Consider the following 24,438-nt stretch of genomic DNA (forward strand, 5'->3'; position numbering starts at 1 on the left):
GACAACGCTATTTCGAATGGCTGATACATTCTGCTGGATTGCAGAGCCAAAATCTTTTGAAAATGATTCTTTTCGCATACGAAACTGTCACAGAGGAAGCAAAAGACTATGTATCTTTATGACCTGCATACAAGACAAACTATATTTCAGACGTTCCATCGTGGCTCTTTTGCATACCCCATAAACAGATCAAAGATCGCACGGTAGCCTTCTTCCTTGATATGCATTCCCTCAATCGTATACTCTGCTTTGAGATTTCCATCCCGGTCTTTTAACGGATCATTGATATCTATATATTTTGCATGATGTCTTTCCGCAAGCTCCTGCACTGCCTTATTTGCCATCGCAATTTTCCCGTTCGTGCGGACACGCAGACATGGTTTCATCTCCTCGGCTGCTGCTTCATAATTAATCGGATAATATGCCATCATATAAATTTCAATATCAGGCAGTTTGTTTTCTACAATGGAAAGTATCCTGTCATAGTTTGCGATCATCCGGTCGATGGATATCGCAGGATCACTCAGATCATTTGTCCCGATATTGATAAAAAGGCGGGACGGCTTTAGATCCAGGATGCAGACATCTACATTTTCAAGCAGCTCGTCTGTGATAAAACCGCCGATTCCACGGTTATAGACCGTGATATCCAGATGGTCTTCGTCAATAAATTTTTCGACCGGAAACATCTCCATCAGTGAGGAACCTGCGCATACAATTTTCCCCGGTACCACTTCCTGATTCAATTTACTGTAACGTGCAATTTTTTCTTCTTTCGTCATGTTAATCCTCCTCGAATTCCATTTCCTTAATAAATGCTTCCACTTCTGCCGGCAAACGTTCCTCGCGCCATGCTAACAATATCTCGGTTGTAAGATCAGCGTCCGTAATGCCATAAACACTCATCGAGTCAGACACACGCATGGACTCTGGCAAAATTGCCACTCCAATCCCTTTTTCTGCAATTGTCATCGCTGTTCTTGCATCCTCACATTCATAATAGATATCGCAGGTCAGTCCAACAGCCTCAAACGCTGAAATAATATAATTCCGATACCGGTGTGATAATATCAGATGTTCCTTTGACAATTCTCTCAAACTAATCTGTGATCCATCCTTTTTCCTGAATCCCTCTATTCCCTCATATCCATCTGCTGCCACGGCAGCCAGTTTTTCCCGAATCAGCCTCTTTGTCTTACAACCGTTCAGCGTGATCGGCGTACGCAGTGTTGTGATATCTATCATGTGCTTTTCTAATTGTTCTTTTAAATTGAATGTCGATCCCTCATGAATATCAAAATGAATCCCCGGATATTGTTTTGAAAACCTCTCAATATATTCTGACATCATCAGAACCGTAGATGGTGTAATACCAATATGTATCGTTGCAGACTGGCTTGCCTTGACCACCTCACGCTTTGTAACATCTAACATTTTTAAAATACTGCCAGACCTTGCATACAACACCTTTCCAGCTTCTGTCAATGTAATTTTCTTTGTTCCACGAAAAAAAAGCTGTACATTAAGTTCTTCTTCAAGCATTTTCATCTGATAACTGACCGGTGGCTGTGTCATTTTAAGAACTTTCGCAGCACCACTCACCGTTCCCTCTTCCACCACTGCACGAAAATATTCCAACTGTCTGATTTCCATGTTTCCCTCCTCTCCTGTTTTTGTCAGTATATATAAAAAATATTGTTTTATGATATAAAATAAATATTTTTTATATATTATAATTTATGCTATACTGGTTTTCAAGAATTAAATTTTTCACAAAAATGAGGATTACCATGAAACGCATTGATTTTGAAAACGGAACCGTCACAGAAAATATATTAAGCGCTGCACTGCCTATGCTGGCAGCCCAGATTTTAAGTCTGCTCTATAACATTGTAGACCGCATTTATATCGGGCGAATCCCGGATATCGGAACCACGGCTCTTGGCGCAGTCGGACTTTGTTTTCCGCTTATTATGATCATCACGGCATGCAGCAATCTGTTCGGGAGCGGCGGCGCACCGCTTTTTTCGATCAACCGTGGGAAAGGTGATAAAGAACAGGCAAACAGGATCTTAAATACCTCTTTTTCCATGGTATGTGCCAGTGCACTCCTCCTGATGGGAACCGGTCTTCTCTTTGCAAAACCGCTTCTCATTCTTTTTGGTGCCTCAAAAAATGCTCTGACTTTTGCCAGACCTTATATGATGCTGTATCTGCTCGGTACACTTCCATCCATGATTGCTACCGGCATGAACCCTTTTATCAATGCACAGGGGTATTCCACAACCGGGATGTTTTCCGTGGCAATCGGTGCAATCGCAAACATTCTCCTGGATCCGCTCTTTATTTTTACCTTCCATCTGGGCGTAAACGGTGCAGCGGTCGCCACTGTATTGTCACAGATTTTATCTGCACTGTTTGTGTTTCATTTTCTGCGCCGCAAAGCGGAGATCAAAGTCCGCCTGCTTCGAAAAAATGAACTTTCCTCCTGCATTCCTCTCGCGAAAAGTATCATCAGCCTCGGTACATCCGGTTTTATCATGCAGCTCACCAACAGTCTCGTCTCCATCTGCTGCAATCATGTACTCTCCGTCACCGGTGGCGATGTGTACGTCTCTGTCATGACAATTGTCTCAAGTGTCCGCCAGATGGTGGAAACTCCGATCTATGCGATCACGGAAGGTTCCTCCCCAATCATAAGCTACAACTATGGTGCCCTCCGCCCCACGCGCGTCAAAAAAGCCGGCATCACGATGGCTCTTATGGCGCTCGTCTATACCGGCCTCATGTGGAGCGTGATCATTCTCGCCCCGGAATATTTAATTAGTGTTTTCAGTTCGGATACAGCACTGTCAGCAGATGCCGTTCCCGCATTAAAACTGTATTTTGCTGCATTTATCTTTATGGATCTGCAGTATATCGGTCAGACTGTTTTCAAATCTTTAAACAAACGGAAACAGGCGATCTTCTTTTCCCTGCTGCGCAAGGTGTTTATCGTTGTACCGCTGACCTATCTTCTGCCATACACTTTCCACATGGGAACGGACGGCGTATTTCTTGCAGAACCCGTATCAAATGTGATCGGTGGCAGTCTGTGTTTTATCACAATGCTGTTTACAGTTCTGCCGGAGCTGAACCGGATGGAAAATCAGTAAAATATGCTTTCAGCTCCGCCACGATCATTTCCTGACTCTCCCTCGTGTGGATCAGTGCATAATAATGCCCGCCGCCAAATTTTGACCGTCTTTCCTCTTCGCATATTCCCGCTGCAATGCCTTTTTCGGTCACACGTCTGATGCGGGTTTCGTCCTGTTCCTCTTCCTTCAAATAGCCTTTTTGTACGAGCAGATCATTGACAAAAGCAGCCGTCAGCTTTTTGCGGTCTTTTTCCTCACAGAGCGCATTGATCCGGTCGGTCAGTTCCGATACCATGCAGGCGTCAGAAAACGTTACCTGATCTAATTTTTCCGGTGCAATATAAAACGGCTGTTTCTTTTTTCCCGCCGGGGGCTTCGACACAATTTCTACTACCGCAGCTCCTTCTGTCTTTCCTGTCGTCATATTTCCGGATTCATGTGTCTGCAAAAACATCCGGATGATCTCTGCAAAACTTTCCCCGTAGCTTGCAATCTTCTGTGCACCCATTCCGTATACATCCGCCATCTGTGTTTTATCTGCCGGACATCTGGCACACATATCTTTCAACGTCTTATCAGAACAGATGATAAACGGCGGCACACCCTGTTTTGCAGCAAGTTCTGACCGGCATTTGCGCAGTTTCTCAAACAGCTCCTGCCCTTCTTTCGTTAAATCTGCAAGTTCTGCTGTCTTTTTCTTTGCACGTCCGGTCTCGATATAATTTTCCTCCGCCTCGTCCTCTGGCACAACACAGTTACTGCATTTTTCACAGATGCACGGACTGTGATCCCCAAAATAGTTCAGGATATACTGGCGCAGACACTCATCTGTCTCACAGTAGTGAATCATCTGATTCAGTTTCCGCTGTTCATTTGCCCGGACTGCCGGATCCCCCGACGTATATCCGCCCTCTGTCGCCTTATAGTCAAGCAGCCGTTTGTTGATCATGATATCCTGTTTGGAAAAGAAAAGCACACACTCCGCTTCCTCCCCGTCGCGCCCGGCTCTTCCCGCCTCCTGATAATAATATTCAAGGCTTTGCGGCATATTATAATGGAGCACATAACGCACATTGGATTTGTCGATCCCCATTCCAAATGCGTTGGTCGCAACCATCACACGGATCCTGTCATAGGTAAAATCATCCTGACTCTCTTTCCGATCTTCCAAAGAAAGCCCCGCATGGTACCGCCCTGCCAGAATGCCGTGCTGCAATAAAAGTTCACAGACACTGTCCACATTCTTTTTTGTCGCACAGTAGATGATCCCGCTCTCATCCTCATGCCTTTTGACATAATTTAAAATGCTGTTGTCCGTCTCTTTTCCACCTTTTCGCTTTACGACACGGAAGAAAAGATTCGGCCGGTCAAACCCGGTCACGACAGTCACCGGATTCTGCAGGTGCAGACTTCCCGTGATATCCTGTTTGACGCGCTCGGTCGCTGTCGCCGTAAATGCGCTGACCACAGGGCGTCTCGGCAGTCTTGCAAGAAAATCTGCAATCTCTAAATAGCTTGGCCTGAAATCCTGTCCCCACTGGGAAATACAGTGTGCCTCATCCACTGTCACCATCGAAATGTCTGCCCGGCATGCAAAATTTAAAAAACGCATGGTATTTAACCGCTCCGGCGCGACGTAGATGATCTTGTACTGTCCCTGTGCCGCATACAAAAGCGCCGCCCGGATCTGATTTTCCGTCAGTGAGCTGTTGATGTATGCCGCATGTACGCCTGCCTGGTTCAGTGCCTTGACCTGGTCAGACATCAGGGAGATGAGCGGTGAGATCACGATTGTGATACCGGGAAGCATCAGTGCCGGAACCTGATAACAGAGTGATTTTCCGGCGCCGGTCGGCATGATGCCGAGGACGTCGCTGCCATTTAAGATGCCTTCCATCAAGTCCTGCTGACCGGGGCGGAGGGTGTCGTATCCAAAATAGTGTTTGAGTGTCTGATATAAATTCAAAATTTGTTTCTCCTTTTTACATTGCAATCCAGCCAAATGCATTTGCCACGGAACTGATCAGTATGATCAGTGCAAAGACCGGGCACAGATATTTGATCATCACAATAAAAATCTTTTTCCTGCGGAATGTGCTCTCTCCGTGCATGATCTCATCTTCCATCCGCTTCATTCCGACGATTCTCGATACAAACAGGCTTGTGAGCATTGCCGCAATCGGCATCATCACAGAGTTCGTCAGAAAATCAAAGAAATCCAAAAACTGCATGCCGATAATTTTAATGCCTACTAACGGTCCATATCCCAGTGAAGATAAACTTCCAAGCGCGATCATGATCACTCCGACTAAAACCGTTGCTCTTCTTCTGCTCCATCCCAGCTCATCCTCAAAGGTAGAAACCGCGCTCTCAGTCAATGCGATAGAACTTGTTACTGCTGCAAACAGTACTAGCAGGAAAAATAAGATTCCAACTACTGTCCCAAATCCCATATTCTCAAACACTTTTGGAATTGTAATAAACATCAATGCCGGTCCCGCCTGCAGAGTATCCGGGTCGCCGCCCGAAAATGCGAACACCGCCGGAATGATCATCAGTCCCGCCATAATAGCGATCGCCGTGTCAAACACTTCCACATTTCTTGTGGAATCTTCCAGTGATGTTTCTTTTTTCATATAGGATCCAAAGGTAATGAGGATTCCCATTGCAATCGACAGCGAATAAAACATCTGTCCCATCGCCGCTACCACCGTCATCCAGGAAAAGTTTTTCACATTTGGCACAAGAAAATATTTTACTCCCTCCATGGCGCCCGGTCTTGTCACGGAATACACCGCAATCAGGACGGATAACACGATCAGTATCGGCATCATAAATTTCGATACACGTTCGATTCCGTTTCGCACCCCTGCGTAAATGATCGTCAGAGTGAACAGACAGAACAGGATAAAACAGAGTTCCGTGGATACTCCATCTGAGATAAACTCCGAAAAATATCCGTCTGCCGCCAGCATTTTTCCATTTCCCCTGATATACTCGATCAGGTATTTGATCACCCAGCCGCCGATCACGGAATAATACGGCACGATCAATACCGGGATGATCGCATTGATCCATCCACCGGCTGACAGCCATCCGGCTTTTCCAAATGCCTGAAATGCTCCCACCGGACTTTTCCTTGTCATGCGTCCAAGTGCCGACTCAGCCATGATCATCGTATATCCAAACGTCAGTGCCAGTAAAATATAGATCAGAAGGAAAATCCCTCCACCATATTTTGCCGCCAGATATGGAAATCTCCAGATATTTCCAAGTCCTACGGACGCACCTGCGGCGGACAGTACATAACCCAGTTTCCCGGAAAAAGAACTTCTTTTGTTGTCGTGTGTGTGTAAATTGCTCATATCTTTTTGTTCACGGTTTGTGAAACAGTCTCCCTTCATTTTTTGTTTTCTTCTCTATTACCGCACCAGCCGGAATGTCTTTTCCACCATGAAAAACATTAACACAATGAAAATCAGCACATAGGCCGGCAGCAGTGTGATGGAAATATGGTTTGCGATCAGTCCAAAGACCGGAGGCATAAATGTAGAACCAACATAAGCACTCGCCATCTGGATACCGATGATCGCCTGGGAATTTTTCTCTCCAAAATTTGCCGGTGTTGCGTGAATGATCGATGGGTAGACCGGTGCGCATCCAATCCCCATCACGACAAGTCCTGCCAGAGCTGCCGTGTCAGACGGAATCGGCAGAAGTACTGCAGCACAGCCAGCCAGTAAAATAGTTGTGCCAAGCCTGATCATCTTATGATCCCCTAATTTTTCCGTCACAAATCCTGCCAAAAATCTTCCGAGCGTGATACCGCTGCAGAACAATGCCGCATATGCCGCCGCACGCTCCGCAGAGATACCTTTTGCACCGACCAGATAACTGCTTGACCAGAGGATCAGTGTAGATTCCAATGCACAGTAAGAGAAAAATCCAAGCAAGAGCTGTGGTACGCCTTTGATCTTCACTGCACCGCGTATTCCAATCACCTCGTGCTGCTCTTCCTGCTGTTCTGCCGTTTTATTGACTTTCCAGACCGGAAGTGTCACAAACAGAATCATTGTGATCCCCATCTGAAGAAAAGATACCATGCGGTAACCGTTCTGCCAGGATGAGGTGGTCAGTGCATAGCTCATTATGTACGGGCTGATGATTGTTCCCACGCCCCAGAAACAATGCAGCCAGCTCATATGTTTTGATGAATAATGCAGTGCAACATAGTTATTGAGTGCCGCATCGATAGCTCCTGCGCCAAGTCCATACGGAATCGCCCACAGGCACAACATGTAAAATGCGCTCGACATCGAAAAACCAAACAAGGCAGCTGCCGTTAACAGGACACTGCATACCGTAACGATCTGTGTTCCAAATTTCTTTGTCAGGCGTTCCGACATTAAACTTGAACAGATCGTCCCTGCAGAGATGATCATTGTGACCAGTCCCGCATAGGACAGCGGCACCGAAAATGCCTCATGCATGATCGGCCATGCCGAACCAAGCAGAGAGTCCGGTAAGCCAAGACTTATAAATGCCATGTAAATTAACAGTAATAATAGTGTGTACATTTTTTGCTCCTTTATTTATCCAATTCGCCGTTTGCCACTTATACAAGTATCTTGACTCGCTTCGCCCGGCAGTCTTATTATATCTTGAACGCCACCAAAAATCCACGCAATATTATAGAATATTATCCCATAACATGGTAAAATAAAGTAAAAGTATTATTTGTGGAGATCTGATCATAGATGAACTTAAGACAAAATAAAGAAAAAAACGCACAGCAAATGTTGACAGGTGTAATTTTGACATTATTTATCATGCTCCTGCTTTGTACCATATTTACAAATCAGGATGCAGCCTCTGTAAGCAAACTCAAAGCGCGTCAGCCTGACAAAATACAATACCTGGATGATGGAATGGTACTGCTTAGTTTTAACATTAACCGCAATGAAAGCAACAACGGTTCCCTTGTATTTTTTACCTCACATCAGCATGTGACCGTTTCTACGAAAAACAATGAAATATACAGATTAGATGACTCCGGTGGAATATGGGGGCATACAACAGGAAATGTATGGAATTTTGTCAAACTGCCGACACATGCAGAAACAGTCATAGTCAGGCTGGAACCCTGTTATCCGGAAACAGCCGGTCAAATTGAACAATATTATATAGGAACCGGAAATGAAATCTATACAGGCATATTGCGTCAGTCTATGCCCACTTTTATAGCGAGTGTATTTATTCTGTTAGCCGGTTTTTTTATCACGTGTTACTGGGTGTTTATTCACAACAGCAGCCATATAGACGGAACCCTTTTTTATCTAGGGATCTTCTCCATATTGCTTGGACTTTGGACCGCCAACGAGACAGATGTTTGTTCTCTGATGCTCCTAAACAGAAGATCATCTGCTTTTGCTGCTTTTATGTTTCTGATGATAATGCCTATCCCATTTTTGATGTTTGTAAAGAGCTTCCTTGAGATCAATGATGATAAAATCTGGAAAATCATCTGCGATCTTTGTATACTTCAGACAGTTGTCTGCAGTTTGCTGCACTTTACCGGATTCTATGAGTTTCGAAGAAGCATCTGGATCACTCACATTTCCATTTGTATGGTGCTCGTTTACCTCATTGCAGTTATCATATATAAGATTGTAAAAAAACAGACAGACCAGAAACTGAAAGCCTGCATGATGGCTCTTACGCTTGTCATTATTGCAACTATCGTGGATATGGTCGGTTATTACAAAACAGGAAATAATTCCGGAATGTTTGGAAGATCATCCTTCCTTGTATTTATCATAATTCTCGGTTTAGAATCCGCAAGACAGGCTGTTACCAGTTTGAAAAAAAGACGCAGGATGGAGGAACTCGAACAATTTGCACTGAATGATTCCATGACAGGACTCTACAACAGAAATGCCTATGATTACTTTATAAATAATGAATCGGATATTAAAAATCATATGGTGGTTACATTTGATCTTAATAATCTCAAGATGTGTAACGACAACTATGGACACAGTGCCGGGGATGCCTATATCATCAATTCGGCACATATCATAGAGACTGCGTTTGATCGTTTTGGCAAATGTTACCGTATCGGCGGCGATGAATTCTGCTGCATCATACCGGATGCAACAGAATTTCAGATAGAACATTTTATTCAAAAAATGCATCAGGACGTAGCGATACTCAATAATAAGAATATCATTCCGACTGAAGTGGAAATCGCATGCGGATATGCGCTGGTCACACCGGATGATACCGATATAGAAAAAGTGCGTGAACGTGCAGATGAGATGATGTACCATAACAAGAAAGTGTTAAAGGGACTTATTTAAAAAAGATCCAGCATATTATCCAGATATATCTCCTCTCTGACCTGCAGCTGATACTCAGGTTTTGTCATATAATAGAGCAGAAACTCCAGAATCAGGGCGCTGCCAAGTCCCCTGCCTTCGATTTTAAAATTGGAAAATCCCATCGGCAGATAGCTGTTTTTCATATCATCCACTCCAATAAACCCGGGATTTTCCATTGCCTTCGAAAAACGATAGCCATTCCCTGCATCCGGAGCTGCACAGTGGTGATCCGGGCCATTTTCTCCAAGGTTTTTGCGGCTGACAGCTTCATAGCAGATTTTCCTGTCCCCACAGCCAAACCAGCAGCATTCATTACATAAGAATTCCACTTTGGCTTTCTGTGCCCCTGTCAATGTATTTAATTTATCAAAAACCTTATTCAACCGGAAATCCGGTACGACGTAAAGAAACTCATCTCTGTTTACTTCCCTTACGAACTGCTCAAAATCCGTCAGGACCTTGGTGGTGGAAGAAACAAAATAAAATCCCGGATAATTTTTTTTCAGATATTCCAGTAACAGGTCCGAATAGATAATGACACCATTTCTGACACCCTCACTTTTCTCAAATAAAGTGCAGAGATGATTGCATTTCTTATCCCAAAGATGTTCCTGCCCAAGCAGGGAATTGCTGAATGTAAGCCGCGCTGAGATTCCGTATTCCTGCATCAACGCAAAAACCTCCTGTGGGTCGTGATCCCCGAACGAAGTACGGCCTCCACCCCAGATACAGTCTGACGGAGCACCATAGACAGAACCTATCTCACACCAGTCGTAAAAGTATTCTCTGTGTTCCCGGAATAATGGCAGAAACACACGATATAATTCATAAAACTCAAACAAACCCGGAAGATGGTAGTATGCTGTGTTCTTTTTTAATTGATTCATGTCTGTATTCTCACCCCTATTAAATACTAGCTATACATGCTGTAAATCTTATCATTCATACAGCATTTCAATCAGCACTGAAAATTTCTAGCATCATGACCGTTGACTGGCTCGTCTGGTTTTGCTTTATCACCTAATATTCCTTTTTCTTGAAAATACCTACAGTCAAAGGAAAGGACACGATAAATAACAATATAGAACAACCAATTAAAATAAACGGCCCGAACAACGGTATATTAAAAAGCATTGTGGCAATACCCAATGCACAAATCAAAGATATGATAAGAAACACAATGGTTTTATCTTCCCCCGCTAAATAAACCATAGGAATAAATATTGCTCCCATTGTAAGACTTATACTAATTCCTATTACAAGTACACCTGAGATACCCTCAAATTGTTCAAAAGTAATTCCATGTAACAGATAGGATAGGGCTATTATAATGCCAACGAAAAGCACTCCTATCATAATCCATAATAATTGATTTATATATAAACTTTTTACAATATCAATCCGCTTTACTGGCAAAGTAAGTTTATATTTTCCCCATTTTGAGGAAAATTCATTTCCAATAACGGTAGCTGCATTTACTGCTAATCCGACAATTCCAATAATTATGAAATACATTTGCCATGTCTGGTCTGGAATAATGATAACGGCAATCCCCATTGCAAACATAAAAAGCAAAAAAATTTTTGCATTTGTCCATACAGCAAGAAAATTGCTTTTAAAAAGACCTTTCATACATGATCCCCCCTTACTAAAAGCAAAAAAATTTCATCAACAGAAACGTGGTCTATCACGATTTCTTTGTACTTTCTCTGCATTGCTTTACAATCTGAAACCAGAACATCAATTTGAAAATCACGTTTCCGATAAACAATAATATCTGCCGGATCTAATGCAAGGAATTGATTTTCCTTGCAGCGCATAACCGCATAATTATAAACCAAATCATTTTTCGATACGGTCATAATCAGTTTTCCGTTATGAATGAATGTAATATAGTCTGCCACTTTTTCTAAATCACTTGTAATATGGGAAGAAAGTAAAATAGAGTGGTCTTCTTCCTGTACGAAATCAAGGAATGTATCTAACATCTCGTCGCGTACAACAGGGTCAAGTCCGCCAGTAGCTTCATCCAGAATTAACAGTTGTGGATGGTGTGATAAAGCAACCGCAATCGCTAATTTCATTGTCATCCCTCTGGAATATTGCTTAATTTTTTGATTTGCAGGTAATTTGTATTCTTTTAAAAATTTCTGAAACAAAATATTGTCCCATTGCTTATAAAATCCTGACATAACTTTCGCTAATTGTGCTGCTGTCCAATAAGCTGGAAAATTATCTCCGTCATAAACAACACCTATTCTTTCCCGCATATCTGTATCTGCGTCTGTCATTTCTTTTCCAAACAACTTTACCATTCCGCTGTCTTTGGCGATTGTATTTAGAATACAGCCAATCGTTGTAGTTTTTCCGGCTCCGTTTTCCCCGACAAAACCCAAAATAGAACCATACGGCAGAGAAAAAGTCACATTTTCTAACGCAAAATTTGACTTAGAAAATGTTTTGGAAACCTGTTGTAATTCTAAAATATTTTCCATGCTCATTCGTCCTCCTGATAGAATAAAGCCAACAACTCCGTCAATTTTTCAAGGGAAATATTACTTGTCCGTCCAATCTCTGCGGCGGCTTGTAAATGTTCCTCTGCAATACGTTGTTGTTCTTCTTGATAAAATTCTTTGTTTTGTGCCGATACAAAACTCCCCCTGCCGACAGTTGTTTCAATAAAACCGTCCCTTTGCAGATCCTCATATGCTTTTTGGACGGTAATCACACTAACATGAATAGATTTTGCCAGTGAACGCATTGAGGGAATAGCGTCTCCGGCTTGCAGTTCTCCACTCATTATCATTGCTTTTATCTGCGATGTGATTTGCTCATATATCGGCTTGTTGGCGTTATTACTTATAATGATTTCCATAACTCACCGCCTTCGTTTTTTTGATTGTACTTAATGTACAGTTACATTATAGCATCTATAAACTCATAGTCAACCCTCAAAATAAAATTGCCAGATACAGTTATCAAAAATAGCTGTATCTGACACTCAGAATAGGGGGCTGCTGTCTGTCAAGCTCTGTGTGTTACTTTACCGCACATGAGCATTGTAGCACCGGTTCTCTCCGCAGATATAAATAAACGCGATGTATATCTTCCTGCAGGAAAATGGGTAAACATAACAGACGGCACAACCTATGAGGGTTGTCAGACTATTATAGCAGATGCACCGATCGAACATATTCCAGTGTTTGAACGGATATAGATATAAACAAGGACCAAAAGTTCATCCAAGAACTTTTGGTCCAATTATTTCATACTCACTCCTCCTCAAATTCCGCAAGTTCGGTCTCCGTCTCAAGCATCCGCTCTAACAGACTCTCCTGGTTCTTTTCCTCTGCGTCAAGTGCATTCTGCAGTTCCATCAGCTTCGGATAGTCACTGGCAAGCTCCGGATCCATGAACTGCATTTTTATTTCAGCGAGTTTTTCTTCGCTCTCCTCTAACATATTTTCATATTTTTCTAACTGGTGATGCAGTCTTGAACGGATTTTGCCCGGATTGTAATAAGTTTTTTTGTCAAACACATCCGTTAAAGTAGGAACATCTGCGTCTGTTTTTATGCCACTCTGATGCTGATTGTGTTTCTCATTCCCCACAGAATTTTGTGTATCATTTCCTGACACATACCTCGCACTCTGTGACATTCCTCGCCCTTTTCCGGAAATCTCCATCTCTTTTTGTTTTTCTGCAAGATACTCCTCATAGCTCATGGCATATTGTTTCACACCACTCTCTGAAAACTCCAAAATCCCGGTTGCGATCCTGCTGATAAAATAACGGTCATGTGAGACGAAAAGAACCGTTCCCTCGTACTCTCTTAACATCCGCTCTAATGCCTCTTTTCCAACAATATCCATATGGTTCGTCGGCTCATCTAAGATCAGAAGATTCGGTCTTGTCTGCAGCATTTTACAGAGTGCAAGGCGGACTTTTTCTCCGCCGGAAAGCTGTCCCATCTTCTTTTCTACATCTTCTCCGGAAAATAAAAATCCCCCCAGTGCACTGCGGACTTCCTCCCTCATATAGGAAGGATATTCCTCCCAGAAATTTTCAAGCACGGTCTGATCTTCCCGGAAATGCTCCTGCACTGCTTTCTGCTGGTCAAAATAACTCCATTCTACATTTTGTCCAAATGAAAATTCACCACCTAACGCAGGCAGTTCGCCGACTAAGGTTTTCAAAAGTGTGGATTTTCCTTTACCGTTCTCCCCAATGATTGCAAGTCTGTCTTTCTTTTGAAGCAGAAATGAGACTTTACTTAAGACGGTATCGTAACCGATCTCAAGATTTTTGGCATGAATCACATTCGTGTAGCTTTCCATGCGCGGTACATATCTCGCATGAAATGCTTTCGTATCAAAATGTCTCGGCTTTTCGATTTTTACCATGTGTTCGATCGCCATGCGCTTTGAACGTGTCGCCGCCACTTTCGTCGGCGTATTTTTCCATTTTTCGATCCAGTCCGTCAGACGTTTGATCTCCTTTTGCTGCTCCTCATAGTCTTTTTCCTGTTTGATCAGTGCCTCTTCTTTTTGCTTCATAAATGCCGTGTAATTGCCGGCATAACGCTTGATCTCATGATATTCGATCTCGTAGGTCACATCGATCACTTTGTCTAAAAACATACGGTCATGTGAAACAATGATGACCGCCTTATCATAAGTCTTTAAATATCCTTCTAACCACTCGATTGTCGGAAGATCCAGATGGTTGGTCGGCTCATCGAGCAGCATGATATCCGGACGTTTTAACAGCAGTTTGATAAATGCCACTTTCGTCTGCTGTCCACCGGAAAAACTTCCGATCGGGCGTTTCAGATCTTCTAACGCAAACCCGAACCGCTGAAACATAGTCTCCATATCCTGCTGCCACGAATATCCCCGCATTGCCTCCATACGGCTTTGTAAGTTGTCATATTCGCGCAAAAGCTGTTTGTCCGCGGAAGTTTTCATCTCATTTTCAAGTTCCCGCATCCGCTTTTCACACGCAAACACCGGCTCAAATACTTTCTTGATTTCCTCTTCCACGGTCACATCTTTTTCCGTAAAATTAACCTGACGCAGGAAACCAATCTCCTGTTTTCCTGCCATCGTAATACCACATTCTTCATCGCTGTCTAAATTATTCATCGAAATATCGCCCGCGATCAGACGCAGCAGCGTGGTCTTTCCACAGCCGTTTCGTCCTACAATGGCGATTTTTTCTTTATCATGCACCTCAAAATTGACATCACGTAAAATCACATCTCCGCCAAACTGCACGAGGGCATGACTGATCTTATATCTCATGTTTATCTCCATTCCTGCGTAAAATCTTACTTTTACACTAACTCCTCTATCTTTGATAGACTACCTACCTTCTAACACCAGCCGAAGTAAACGAATCATATTAACCCCCTTTCTTGCGTGTGAAAAAATGTATTTTCACACAAATCTCCATTCTTTTCCCTCACAGCAGCCGAAATACCTGCTCTGCCGTGGCGGCTATATTTTCCATTGCATTTTCTTTTTTCATTGCTTCTTCTAATGTTGTCACGCCTCTTACGATCGGGAAAAATGCGTCAATCCCTGCCTGATTACAGACGGAAGCTTCCGGTGCAACACTCCCTGCAAATGCGATGACTTTCGCATTATATTTTTTTGCCAGCGCAGCAACACCGACCGGTGCTTTCCCCATAACCGTCTGTGCATCCAGACGTCCTTCTCCGGTCACCACAACATCCGCATTTTTCATTTTTTCTTCCAGACCGGTTGCCTGCAAAATCAGTTCCACCCCCGGTATTAATTCTCCCGCAAGATACGAAAGGAACGCGTATCCGAGTCCTCCCGCTGCACCGGCGCCCTCACAGTCCGCAAAGTCACAGCCTAAACTTTCTTTGGTCACATCCGCATAATGTTTCATTGCCTCATCGACCTTAGACTTCTGCTCTTCCGTCACACCTTTTTGTGGTCCAAATATGTAAGTTGCACCCTGTTTGCCGCAAAGCGGATTTTTCACATCACAGGCAATCTGAAATTTTGCACCGGAAAGCAGCGAATTTTTATTTTCAGTCCGGATCACCTCAATCTTTGCAAGCGCAGCCGCGCCCTCTCCCACATCATTTCCATCTTCATCAAAAAATTCAAATCCAAGCGCCTTTAACATTCCGATGCCGCCATCGTTGGTTGCACTTCCACCAATTCCAATCATGAAATTTTTACATCCTCGTTTCAGGGCATCTGCAATCATCTCCCCCACTCCATAGGTAGATGCACGCAGCGGATCTTTCTTTATCACAAGCGTGATTCCCGCAGCAGATGCCATTTCCATGACAGCCGTTTTTGTCTCTTCTAAAAAACCGTAATAACACGACACTTTTTCTCCAAGCGGTCCTGCCACGGTAACCGGTATTTTTTCTGCTCCCAAGCCTTCGATCAATGCATCCACGGTTCCTTCACCGCCATCTGCGAGTGGACTTAACCATACTTCTGCATCTGGTTTTGCTGCCAGAATTCCTTTCTTTACAGCATTTCCAGCCTCCATGGACGTCATGCTTCCCTTAAATGAATCGATTGCTGCTACTACTTTCATATAAATCTCCATTCTTGCGTGTGAAAAATCTTATTTTTCACACTTCCATCTTTCTCTAAGAAGTTAGTTTGTTACTGTTCGCACTTCATCCCAAGCTGCCAGAATGCCACCGCACTTGCAGCCGCCACGTTCAGTGAATCCACACCATGTGTCATCGGAATTTTCACCGTATAGTCACAGTCTGCGATCGTGTGATCTGCCAGTCCGTCACCTTCCGTTCCGAGAACGATTGCTAACTTTTCCTCCGCCATCATTTTTTCATCATCTATACTCACGGAGTCATCCCGAAGTGCCATTGCCGCCGTTTTATATCCCAGCTTATGCAGCACATCCATCGCACCGTCCGGCCAGCATGCATTTTTATCAAAATATGTCCACGGTATCTGGAATACTGTTCCCATGCTGACACGGCTTGCTCTCCGGTACAGCGGATCTGCACAGGCTGATGTCAAAAGAACTGCATCCATTCCAAGTGCCGCCGCAGAACGGAAAATTGCTCCGACATTTGTTGGATTTACCACATTTTCCAAAATTGCAACACGCCTTGCATTCTTGCAGATCTGCTCCACCGAAGGCAGTGTGGGACGGTACATGGCACATAGCATGCCGCGTGTCAGCTGATAGCCGGTGATCTTTGCCAGCACCTCGATTTCTGCAATGTAGACGGGAATCTCACACTCTGCTGTGCAGACTGGAATATCATGCTCCGCCGCCATGCTTGAATTTCCATTCTCTGCTTCCATCTTGTCTGTCTGTTTGATGTCCTGGCTTTGTAATTTTTCGCAGCGCGCAAGAATTTCTTTTGCCTGCGTCTTTACATGCTTTTTTTCCATCAGAAATGACATCGGCACACAGCCGGCATCTAAGGCACGCTTGATCACCTTCGGACTTTCCGCAATGAAAATCCCCGGCTTCGGCTCAAAATAGTGAAAAAGCTGTGCTTCATTTAAATTGTAATAAATCTGCAGCTCCGGGGCATCCAGATCTTTGATTTCTATAATATTTATCATTGTATTCCTCTTTTCTCTCCTGTATCAGCGATTGAGCATATGGCAGATAAATTCATTGATTATACCATGTGCAAAATGGCATATGATCAAATTTCAAGCCGGAAAAGAATTCTTCCCTCCTCAAGCTCTCCCCAACAATTTACCGGCGGCTCCTTCGTTTCTTTAAATCCACAATCCGAATGCATTTTTATTTATGATAAATTACTTTTTCCTATAATGCAATCTATCTTTTTTGCGCCTGTGCCTTTCAAAAACTCCGTTACATGACGTATCAGTTTTTTACCATATCCTCTGTTTCTCTGCCCCGGCCTCGTCTCAACTGCCTCAAAAAACCATTTCCCCGGCTCTGACTCAACTGCCCTGAGTCCGCATACCCACTGTTTTTCTACAGTTTCAACAAACACCATCTGCTTTGGATTTTCGATAAACTCCTTTAAAAACGCCGCATATGATGCCTCCATTTCATCACGATTTTTAAATTTCCCCTCCATATCCGCCATGGATTCTGCATATAATAAAAACATTTTTTTTATTACCTGTTCATTTACATTTTCAATCCGTTCTAACATTTTTTATCCTCCTCTTCTGATCGCCAGATTACAAAAACGGTCGGATCACAGCTTTACAGTTCCACAACACGCGTTGCGATTTTCTCCTGAAACCTGATATCATGATCGACAAGGATCATGGTCGGCTGATACCGAAGGATCAGCTGCTCGATCTGCATTCTTGAAAAAACATCAATATAGTTGAGCGGTTCATCCCAGATGTACACATGTGCCGGTGTCATCAGACTCGCGGCAATCAGTACTTTTTTCTTCTGCCCCTCCGAAAACTCTTCGAGTCTTTTCTCAAATTGTGTCCGTTCCATGTCAAGCTGGCGCAGTAATGCAAAAAATAAACTTTCTTCTAAATTTCTTTCCCTGCAAAAATCTCTGATATCACCACGCAGAAAGCTGGTATCCTGATTAATATATGACACCACCAGATTAGAAGCTGTTCGGATTTCTCCGTCTGTCACAAGCAATTTTGCATAACTGCTGCCTGACTGCTGTGTATTGATCTGCTGCACATTTTTCATCTCATAACCTGCCTGTCCGATATTTACCTGCTGCAGAATCGTCTTGATCAGCGTCGATTTTCCACATCCGTTTTCTCCATGTAAAAAGACACGCTCCCCCTGCACCAGTTCAAAGGTCAGATTTTTCAATACATTGTCCTCTGCACCTTCATACCGCACCGAAAGTTCCTGGCAGGAAATCAGACGTTCCTTATGATAGGAAAGCGGCATAATTTTTAAACTGACAGGCTGTTCAATATCCTGCAAAAGCCCCTCTTTCTCCTGTATTTTCCTCTCCATCCGGCGTTCATACTGTGTCACACGGCTCTGCATCTTTTTTGTCTTGGCACCGATATATGCTCTCGTTGCACCCGAGCGGTCATGCTCTTTGACCGGATCATAGCCTATTTTCGTCGCTTCGTTTTTATCCGCCCACTTTCGGCTTCTTGCCGCCGCCTGTTTTAAAGATGCGATTTCTTTCAAATGTTTTTCATTTTCCTCCATCGCAAAATGATCCATCCGCGTCTTGTTTTCCCACCAGCTTGAAAAATTGCCGCTCTGTACCTCGATCGTCTTTCGATTTAAAACCAGTACATGATCAATGCATGCATCTAAAATATCCCTGTCATGCGATATCAGGATAAACCCTTTTTTGCCGCACAGATATTCTTTCACACATTCCCTTGCATGCATGTCCAAATGATTCGTTGGCTCATCGATCAGCAGAAAATCATTTTCCCCGGAAAACAGCACCGCAAGAAGTACTTTTGTCTGCTCTCCATGACTTAAACTTTTAAATGGACGGTATAATAACTCTGCATCCGCATGCAGCTTTCCAAGTTCTACGATCACGCGCCATTCTTCACATCCCGGTTTTACTTCTTCTAAAAACAAGGATGCACAATTTTCCCTTTGTTTTTCAGATATCTGATATGGAAAGTAATCAAACACTGCAGACGATGTGATATTCCCCTCATATTTATATTTTCCACGCAGCAAATTTAAAAAAGTTGTTTTTCCTTTTCCATTTCTCCCGATCAGACCTAACTTCCAGTCCGTATCAATCCCAAAAGATACGTTTTCAAAAACCGTATCAAAACTTCCCTCATAACCATATGTGAGATCTGTTACCTGAATCTGTGACATAAAAATCTCCATTCTTGCGCTGCTTTCAAGCGCATCTCAAGTTTGTGCGTAAGCACAAATCTTGCGTGAGAAAAATGTATTTTTCACACTAGCCTCATTGTTTTGCGAAGGAAAATGCATGCTATGTTTCTTATAGCATTTGCCTCTTGCAGGAGCAGAGGATTTTCCTCCCATACAAAAAATCCCATGCTGCCATGGGATTTTTCTTACACCTCACATATTTTATGATCACATCTGGCAGACAATAGATTGCACATTGTAAGATAAAATCGATTGTCCCGGACAACAAAATGTCCGTTTCCGCCATTTTTTAACACAAAAAAGAGAGGATACAAGAATCAAATCCACTTTTGGCAACATGATATGCCGTACTGCACCTCTGCAATACTGCTGTAACTTCAGATTTACACAACATATCATGCACTTTATTCCTTATACCGGTGCAATATATGCCATGTATCATCCCGAATCAGCAGACAAACGCATGCCATATATGACACACATTCTCTTGCTGACTCTGTTTTCTTTCATGTTTCAAAAGTAAATTATCTCCGCATTGGTTCCTCTCCTTTAAATTTCTATTGCAATAGTAGCACAATGCCATTTTTAATGCAACCAAAAATTTTTACGAAAAATCTTTCGTTACCGGTCACACAATAAATATGCACAGCAGCAATCTCTACTCCACATTTTTGAGTGCCTGATCCATCGGGATCTTTTTGATACGCATAAAGTCCAGTATCATTACAAACAGATATCCGATCAGCACAAATGCAAACATTTTCACATATCCGGCTGGCTGGATCACAAATGCAAACCATCCACTGTAACTAAACAAGATCGCTTTCCATGCCAGATTCATAACAAACGCTCCAAATACAACACTGACCGCATCTTCGATCACAACCACGATCGTTGTGGAAAGCAGATACAGGCTGGCGATTTCTTTATTCTCATATCCAAGAATCTTTGTCATTGAAATTGCATTCTCATTTTTCTCAATGATCAGCTTTGTCAGAAGATAGATCAAAACTGCGGAAAGCAGGATACAAAGTATCTGGAAATAATCCATATAAGATCCCATGGAATGATCTAACTGGTCACACATCTTTGTGATATCACGCTCGGTGATCACCGTTGCAATATCATCTTCCGACAGATCTGCAAGCTCTTCATTTGAAAAATATCCACTAAATGCCTCTTCGTCCAGCTCAAATACCATGCGGTAATTTTCAATCGGCATAAATACTGCAATGTTTACGCACTGGTCATAAATTCCGGCTATCGTAAACGTATACTGTTTGTTTTCATATTTTTCATCCAGTGAAACGGTATCCCCGACATTAAGTTCATATTTTTCTGAAAATGATCTGGAAATATAAACTTCATCTTCCTGCAGGGACTGCATACCTTTTATTTCTACATACTTACTATTGTCTGAAATACCGTAAACAGAGACTTCCTCATCTATTACATCGCTTTTTTTCTGCAAAGAACACATACTGAATTTTTCTGCGTCTTTATTGTCCGTCGTCAGTACATTTCCATCTTCATCCTCAAAAGATTTCAGAACATACTGATACTTTGCAAACATCATATTTTTTGCATTTTCTTTGTAATAAGAAAGCGTATCCGGCATTCCCACTGCCATTGCAAGCATCACCATGATAAAGAAAATTCCCACAAACAGAATCAGATAATTTGCCACATTCTGAAACATGATGCGCAGACGGAATCTGTTAAAAAATTTAAAATGTGGCAGCCGCATTGCTTTTTTGCGTTTTGTTTTTTTCAGATCATGCCTCAGAAACTGTAACGGTGTATGCTGCATCATTTTAATAATGACGATCAGATTGACCATAAACATCAGCACGACCGGTATCAGGGTTGTCTTAAAAAATGCATCCGGATTCCAGATCGTCTCATAGGTCGGAAGGCTGTAACTGTTATAATACATGGATACCACAACATCTTTAAATACCGTATAGCCAAGCACATTTCCGACTAATGCGGAAATCAGGGTAACGATAACCGGCATAGACAGATAATGGCGTACCAGCTCCCCTTTCGTATAGCCGGACGCACGCAATGTTCCGATTGCAGATGACTCTTTTGTGATCGTATTGCTGATCGTAACTGCAAAAATAAATGCGATGATGACAATCAGAATATCAAGCAGCACACCTCCCATTGCCTCATCAGAGCCCATGTCGTCGGTTGCAAAATGAATCGCCGGATTCGCATATTTTGGCACATAATCTTCAATCTCATTGTCATTTACCACGGTCTGTGTGAGCAACGCCCGCATAAAATCATCCGACTGGTTTTTCTCTTCTTTTTCATCTGACGGCTCATTTTCATACTTCCATGCATAATCGTAATGAATCGTCTTATGTAACTTTGCAAATCCCTCATCTGTTACCATTGCAACGTTAAACTTTAAGGCATCAAACATCAGATCCGTGCTTTTTTCGTGCAGTGTGGAATAGTTGACATATGCGATCAGACCAACGACCTGATATTTTTCTTCTTCGACTGTGATCTCATCGCCGACTTTTATCCCGACATTGTCAGCATGCATATGGTCAATGGCAATTTCATCCTCTTTTTCCGGGAAACTTCCGTCCATCAGGCATGCAAAATTGATATCATCTGTCTTTGCAAAAACACGGACTGTTCCATCCGAAGTTCCGTCGTTGTCATGATCTTCCTCTTCATCCCTGTAAAAATTTTCATACAGATGAACCGGAGTTTCCTTAAAATCAGGATCGTTCAATTCATATTTTTCTTCTGCATCCGCATATTTCTCATTGATCTCATCTAAAACCTTGTTCCAGGCTTCGTCGTATGCTTTCTCATATGCCTCGTCATGTGCCTCATCAAACGCTTTCTCATATGCCTCGTCATGTGCCTTAGGATATGCTTTTTCATATGCTGTATCATAGGCTTTGTTGTACTGCCCGGACTGTTTTGCCTGTGCCACTGCTGTATCAAGCATAACTCCCGCAGTTGTTTCATCAAGTCCCTGCGCCATCAGCATCTGCTTTATCTGTGCATTAAAAGAAACATCAAATTCTGACTGGAACTCTGCATCAAATTTTTCCCTAAATTCTGTTTCAAACTTCTCATCAAATTCTTTTTTGAACTTTTCTTCAAATTCACTATCGAACTTTTTATCCAGCTTCTTTTTTGCCTCATCAATGTAATACTGTCTGACATCTGCTTTATCGCCTGTCTTAATTGCATCAAGCAGTGTTTCGTCTGCTTTCTTTTTTAATTCAAAGTGTCCGTCTTCCAGCTTGTATCTGCCAACACCCTCACCAGCCGCTGTCATCATACTCTCGTTTGCAACATACATGCCTGACACAAAACCGATCATCAGAATCAGGAACAGACTTACCACAAGATATTTTTTCCAGTCTCCTGTCAGTTCTCTCGGTATTCGTCTGATAAGCGGATTTTTGATTTTTTTCTTTTTCATACTAATCTCCATTCTTGCGCTGTTTTTAAGCGCATCACAAGTTTGTACGCCAATACAGCTTCCTACCACTCCAGATCTGCCGCTGAAATTTTATGTTCATTGATATCGTTATGACGCACTGCCCCGTCACGGAGTTTGATGACATGGTCTGCCATATGCCGGATTGCCTCGTTATGTGTAACCATGATAACTGTATTACCATATTTGACATTGACATCCTCAATCAGCTTTAATATTTCCTTGGAAGTGTTGTAGTCAAGTGCTCCGGTCGGCTCATCACAGAGCAGGATATCCGGATTTTTCACAATGGCACGCCCGATGGAAACCCTCTGCTGCTGGCCGCCGGAAAGCTGGTTCGGCAGTTTATGCCTGTGTTCATAAAGTCCCAGCGTATGTAACAGATCGTCAATATCGAGCGGACTGTCTGATAAATATGCACCAACCTCAATATTTTCCTTGACATTTAAATTTGCGATCAGGTTATACATCTGAAATACATAACCTAAATGTTTTCTGCGGTACTGTGTCAGCTTCTTCTCTCCGAGTTCTTCTAACTTATCGCCGTTGATGGAAATATAACCGGAGTCCGCACTATCGATTCCACCGATAATATTGAGAAGCGTCGACTTTCCGGAACCGGATGGTCCAAGCAGCACACAAAATTCTCCTTTTGCCACGGAAAAATTCATTCCCCGAAGTACTTCCTGTCGGGTTTCCCCGCTTCCAAACCCTTTTTTCAGATCAACAATTTCCAAAAATTTTCTTTCTTCTTCTGACATATTCTCCCCTTTCCCATTACAGGATAATCAGTATCCTTTTGCTATCCTGAATGGTTTTAAAGTCTTTTCTTACTTTTGTTAGTGTTGTCTAACTTTTTGTTTGTATTATATCACAGCTTTTCCAGATTACAAGCAAAAAGACGATTCCTTTTGTCAGAATCGTCTTTTTGCCTTATATAATGTCTTTACTGTCTGTTTCACTGTAAATATTGTTCTATTTCTGAAACTGGCTTTCCTGTCACTTCTATGATTTTCTCTATTGTGAAACCGGACTTGATCATATTACAGATGATTTCTGCTATAGCTTTATCTCTGCCAATCTCGATCCCATCACTTTTACCAGCTTCATACTCTGCCTTTCGGAGTTTCTTTTCTTCCCACTCTTTATCGTACTCTAATATACTCACCATCTTTTCTCCTTTTTGCGCTGTCTTTTGCGCATAACAAGTTTGGACGTAAGTACAAACTTGCATGTGAAAAATCTCATTTTTCACATTACCTCCGAGCGATTCTTCCGAAGAAATTCCACTAAAATTCCTTCTTTAATGCATTCCGTAATCGCCTTCTCAACTGCATCATTCAGATTCAGCTCTGATGCATATTTTCGGACTCTCGCAGCATAAATGGCATTTTCCAACGTGACGATCTTAAGGGCTTCCGCATTCTGATAATGGTTTCCGGTCACTGCGTTGTACAGGGATAAGAGATTCTCTTTCTCTGAGAACAGCATGCGGAATACAGTGTCTTTGTACTGACGGTTGGCTGTCGGTATCTTTTCTGATACCTGTGTGCTCTTCTTCATATTCGGTTCCTCCTGTGTGCAGGAGGCTCATCCAGATCTCCTGCTTTTCATTTTTGTG

At 42.6% G+C, this 24,438-nt stretch carries 19 protein-coding genes and 1 pseudogene; 3 read left to right on the top strand and 17 right to left on the bottom strand.

The window, feature by feature from the left end:
- Positions 1-146 precede the first annotated feature (146 nt).
- Positions 147-782 (bottom strand): GDSL-type esterase/lipase family protein, encoded by a 636-nt coding sequence (locus tag DW650_RS07830; RefSeq protein WP_015560282.1) that lies wholly within the window; start codon positions 780-782, stop codon positions 147-149.
- 1 nt (position 783) lies between these two features.
- Complete coding sequence (locus tag DW650_RS07835) at positions 784-1,653, bottom strand: LysR family transcriptional regulator (protein ID WP_006856869.1); 870 nt, start codon at positions 1,651-1,653, stop codon at positions 784-786.
- 137 nt (positions 1,654-1,790) lie between these two features.
- On the opposite strand from DW650_RS07835, the gene DW650_RS07840 reads away from it, so the two are divergent.
- Positions 1,791-3,155, top strand: coding sequence for an MATE family efflux transporter (locus DW650_RS07840; RefSeq protein ID WP_118209547.1), 1,365 nt, complete (start codon positions 1,791-1,793; stop codon positions 3,153-3,155).
- On the opposite strand, the gene DW650_RS07845 is transcribed toward DW650_RS07840, so the two are convergent.
- The 3 genes from DW650_RS07845 to DW650_RS07855 are packed head-to-tail and all read right to left on the bottom strand — an operon-like array spanning position 3,115 to position 7,714.
- Positions 3,115-5,103: a RecQ family ATP-dependent DNA helicase gene (locus DW650_RS07845; RefSeq protein ID WP_118209548.1), complete on the bottom strand. Its 1,989-nt coding sequence runs from the start codon at positions 5,101-5,103 to the stop codon at positions 3,115-3,117. The two genes, DW650_RS07840 and DW650_RS07845, sit on opposite strands and share 41 nt — an antisense overlap.
- Before the next feature lie 16 nt (positions 5,104-5,119).
- Positions 5,120-6,502, bottom strand: a complete 1,383-nt coding sequence (locus DW650_RS07850) for a sodium-dependent transporter (RefSeq protein ID WP_370778482.1) — start codon at positions 6,500-6,502, stop codon at positions 5,120-5,122.
- A gap of 57 nt (positions 6,503-6,559) precedes the next feature.
- Complete coding sequence (locus tag DW650_RS07855) at positions 6,560-7,714, bottom strand: MFS transporter (protein ID WP_199654220.1); 1,155 nt, start codon at positions 7,712-7,714, stop codon at positions 6,560-6,562.
- A gap of 180 nt (positions 7,715-7,894) precedes the next feature.
- Between DW650_RS07855 and DW650_RS07860 the strand changes: the two genes are divergently transcribed.
- On the top strand, positions 7,895-9,496 hold the full coding sequence (locus tag DW650_RS07860; protein ID WP_118209550.1) for a sensor domain-containing diguanylate cyclase: 1,602 nt from the start codon (positions 7,895-7,897) through the stop codon (positions 9,494-9,496).
- Here the strand turns inward: DW650_RS07860 and DW650_RS07865 are convergent.
- The 4 genes from DW650_RS07865 to DW650_RS07880 all read right to left on the bottom strand — a co-directional run bounded on the left by DW650_RS07865 (position 9,493) and on the right by DW650_RS07880 (position 12,392).
- Positions 9,493-10,404 carry a hypothetical protein gene (locus DW650_RS07865; RefSeq protein WP_118209551.1) on the bottom strand — a complete coding sequence of 304 codons (912 nt, stop codon included), beginning with the start codon at positions 10,402-10,404 and terminating at the stop codon, positions 9,493-9,495. The two genes, DW650_RS07860 and DW650_RS07865, sit on opposite strands and share 4 nt — an antisense overlap.
- Positions 10,405-10,537: 133 nt before the next feature.
- Positions 10,538-11,149 carry an ABC-2 transporter permease gene (locus DW650_RS07870; protein ID WP_015520234.1) on the bottom strand — a complete coding sequence of 204 codons (612 nt, stop codon included), beginning with the start codon at positions 11,147-11,149 and terminating at the stop codon, positions 10,538-10,540.
- Positions 11,146-12,012, bottom strand: coding sequence for an ABC transporter ATP-binding protein (locus tag DW650_RS07875; protein ID WP_173885109.1), 867 nt, complete (start codon positions 12,010-12,012; stop codon positions 11,146-11,148). Before DW650_RS07875 ends, DW650_RS07870 begins: the two co-directional genes overlap by 4 nt.
- A gap of 2 nt (positions 12,013-12,014) precedes the next feature.
- A complete protein-coding gene (locus DW650_RS07880; protein ID WP_015520232.1) occupies positions 12,015-12,392 on the bottom strand; it encodes a GntR family transcriptional regulator in 378 nt (125 codons plus the stop codon).
- 177 nt (positions 12,393-12,569) lie between these two features.
- On the opposite strand from DW650_RS07880, the gene DW650_RS20765 reads away from it, so the two are divergent.
- On the top strand, positions 12,570-12,734 hold the full coding sequence (locus DW650_RS20765; RefSeq protein ID WP_015520231.1) for a TIM-barrel domain-containing protein: 165 nt from the start codon (positions 12,570-12,572) through the stop codon (positions 12,732-12,734).
- A 55-nt stretch (positions 12,735-12,789) separates the two neighbouring features.
- Here DW650_RS20765 and DW650_RS07890 read toward each other — a convergent pair whose 3' ends face one another.
- The 8 genes and pseudogenes from DW650_RS07890 to DW650_RS20605 form a co-directional block, all read right to left on the bottom strand.
- Positions 12,790-14,820, bottom strand: coding sequence for an ABC-F family ATP-binding cassette domain-containing protein (locus DW650_RS07890; protein WP_182002556.1), 2,031 nt, complete (start codon positions 14,818-14,820; stop codon positions 12,790-12,792).
- Positions 14,821-14,980: 160 nt separating this feature from the next.
- Complete coding sequence (locus tag DW650_RS07895) at positions 14,981-16,102, bottom strand: glycerate kinase family protein (protein WP_118209553.1); 1,122 nt, start codon at positions 16,100-16,102, stop codon at positions 14,981-14,983.
- 71 nt (positions 16,103-16,173) lie between these two features.
- A complete protein-coding gene (locus DW650_RS07900; RefSeq protein WP_118209554.1) occupies positions 16,174-17,112 on the bottom strand; it encodes a TrmH family RNA methyltransferase in 939 nt (312 codons plus the stop codon).
- A gap of 191 nt (positions 17,113-17,303) precedes the next feature.
- The gene (locus DW650_RS07905) at positions 17,304-17,681 is read right to left on the bottom strand and encodes a GNAT family N-acetyltransferase (RefSeq protein WP_118209555.1); all 378 of its coding nucleotides are present in this window, start codon (positions 17,679-17,681) and stop codon (positions 17,304-17,306) included.
- Positions 17,682-17,734: 53 nt separating this feature from the next.
- Positions 17,735-19,318, bottom strand: coding sequence for an ATP-binding cassette domain-containing protein (locus DW650_RS07910; RefSeq protein WP_118209556.1), 1,584 nt, complete (start codon positions 19,316-19,318; stop codon positions 17,735-17,737).
- 679 nt (positions 19,319-19,997) lie between these two features.
- On the bottom strand, positions 19,998-22,799 hold the full coding sequence (locus DW650_RS07915) for an ABC transporter permease (RefSeq protein ID WP_118209557.1): 2,802 nt from the start codon (positions 22,797-22,799) through the stop codon (positions 19,998-20,000).
- 62 nt (positions 22,800-22,861) lie between these two features.
- Entirely contained in the window at positions 22,862-23,578 is a 717-nt protein-coding gene (locus tag DW650_RS07920) for an ABC transporter ATP-binding protein (RefSeq protein ID WP_006857030.1), read from the bottom strand.
- A 197-nt stretch (positions 23,579-23,775) separates the two neighbouring features.
- Positions 23,776-24,380, bottom strand: a pseudogene (locus tag DW650_RS20605) (hypothetical protein).
- Between the last annotated feature and the right edge of the window lie 58 nt (positions 24,381-24,438).

The sequence above is a fragment of the Roseburia sp. AM23-20 genome (assembly GCF_003470905.1).
Lineage (GTDB): Bacteria > Bacillota > Clostridia > Lachnospirales > Lachnospiraceae > Roseburia > Roseburia rectibacter.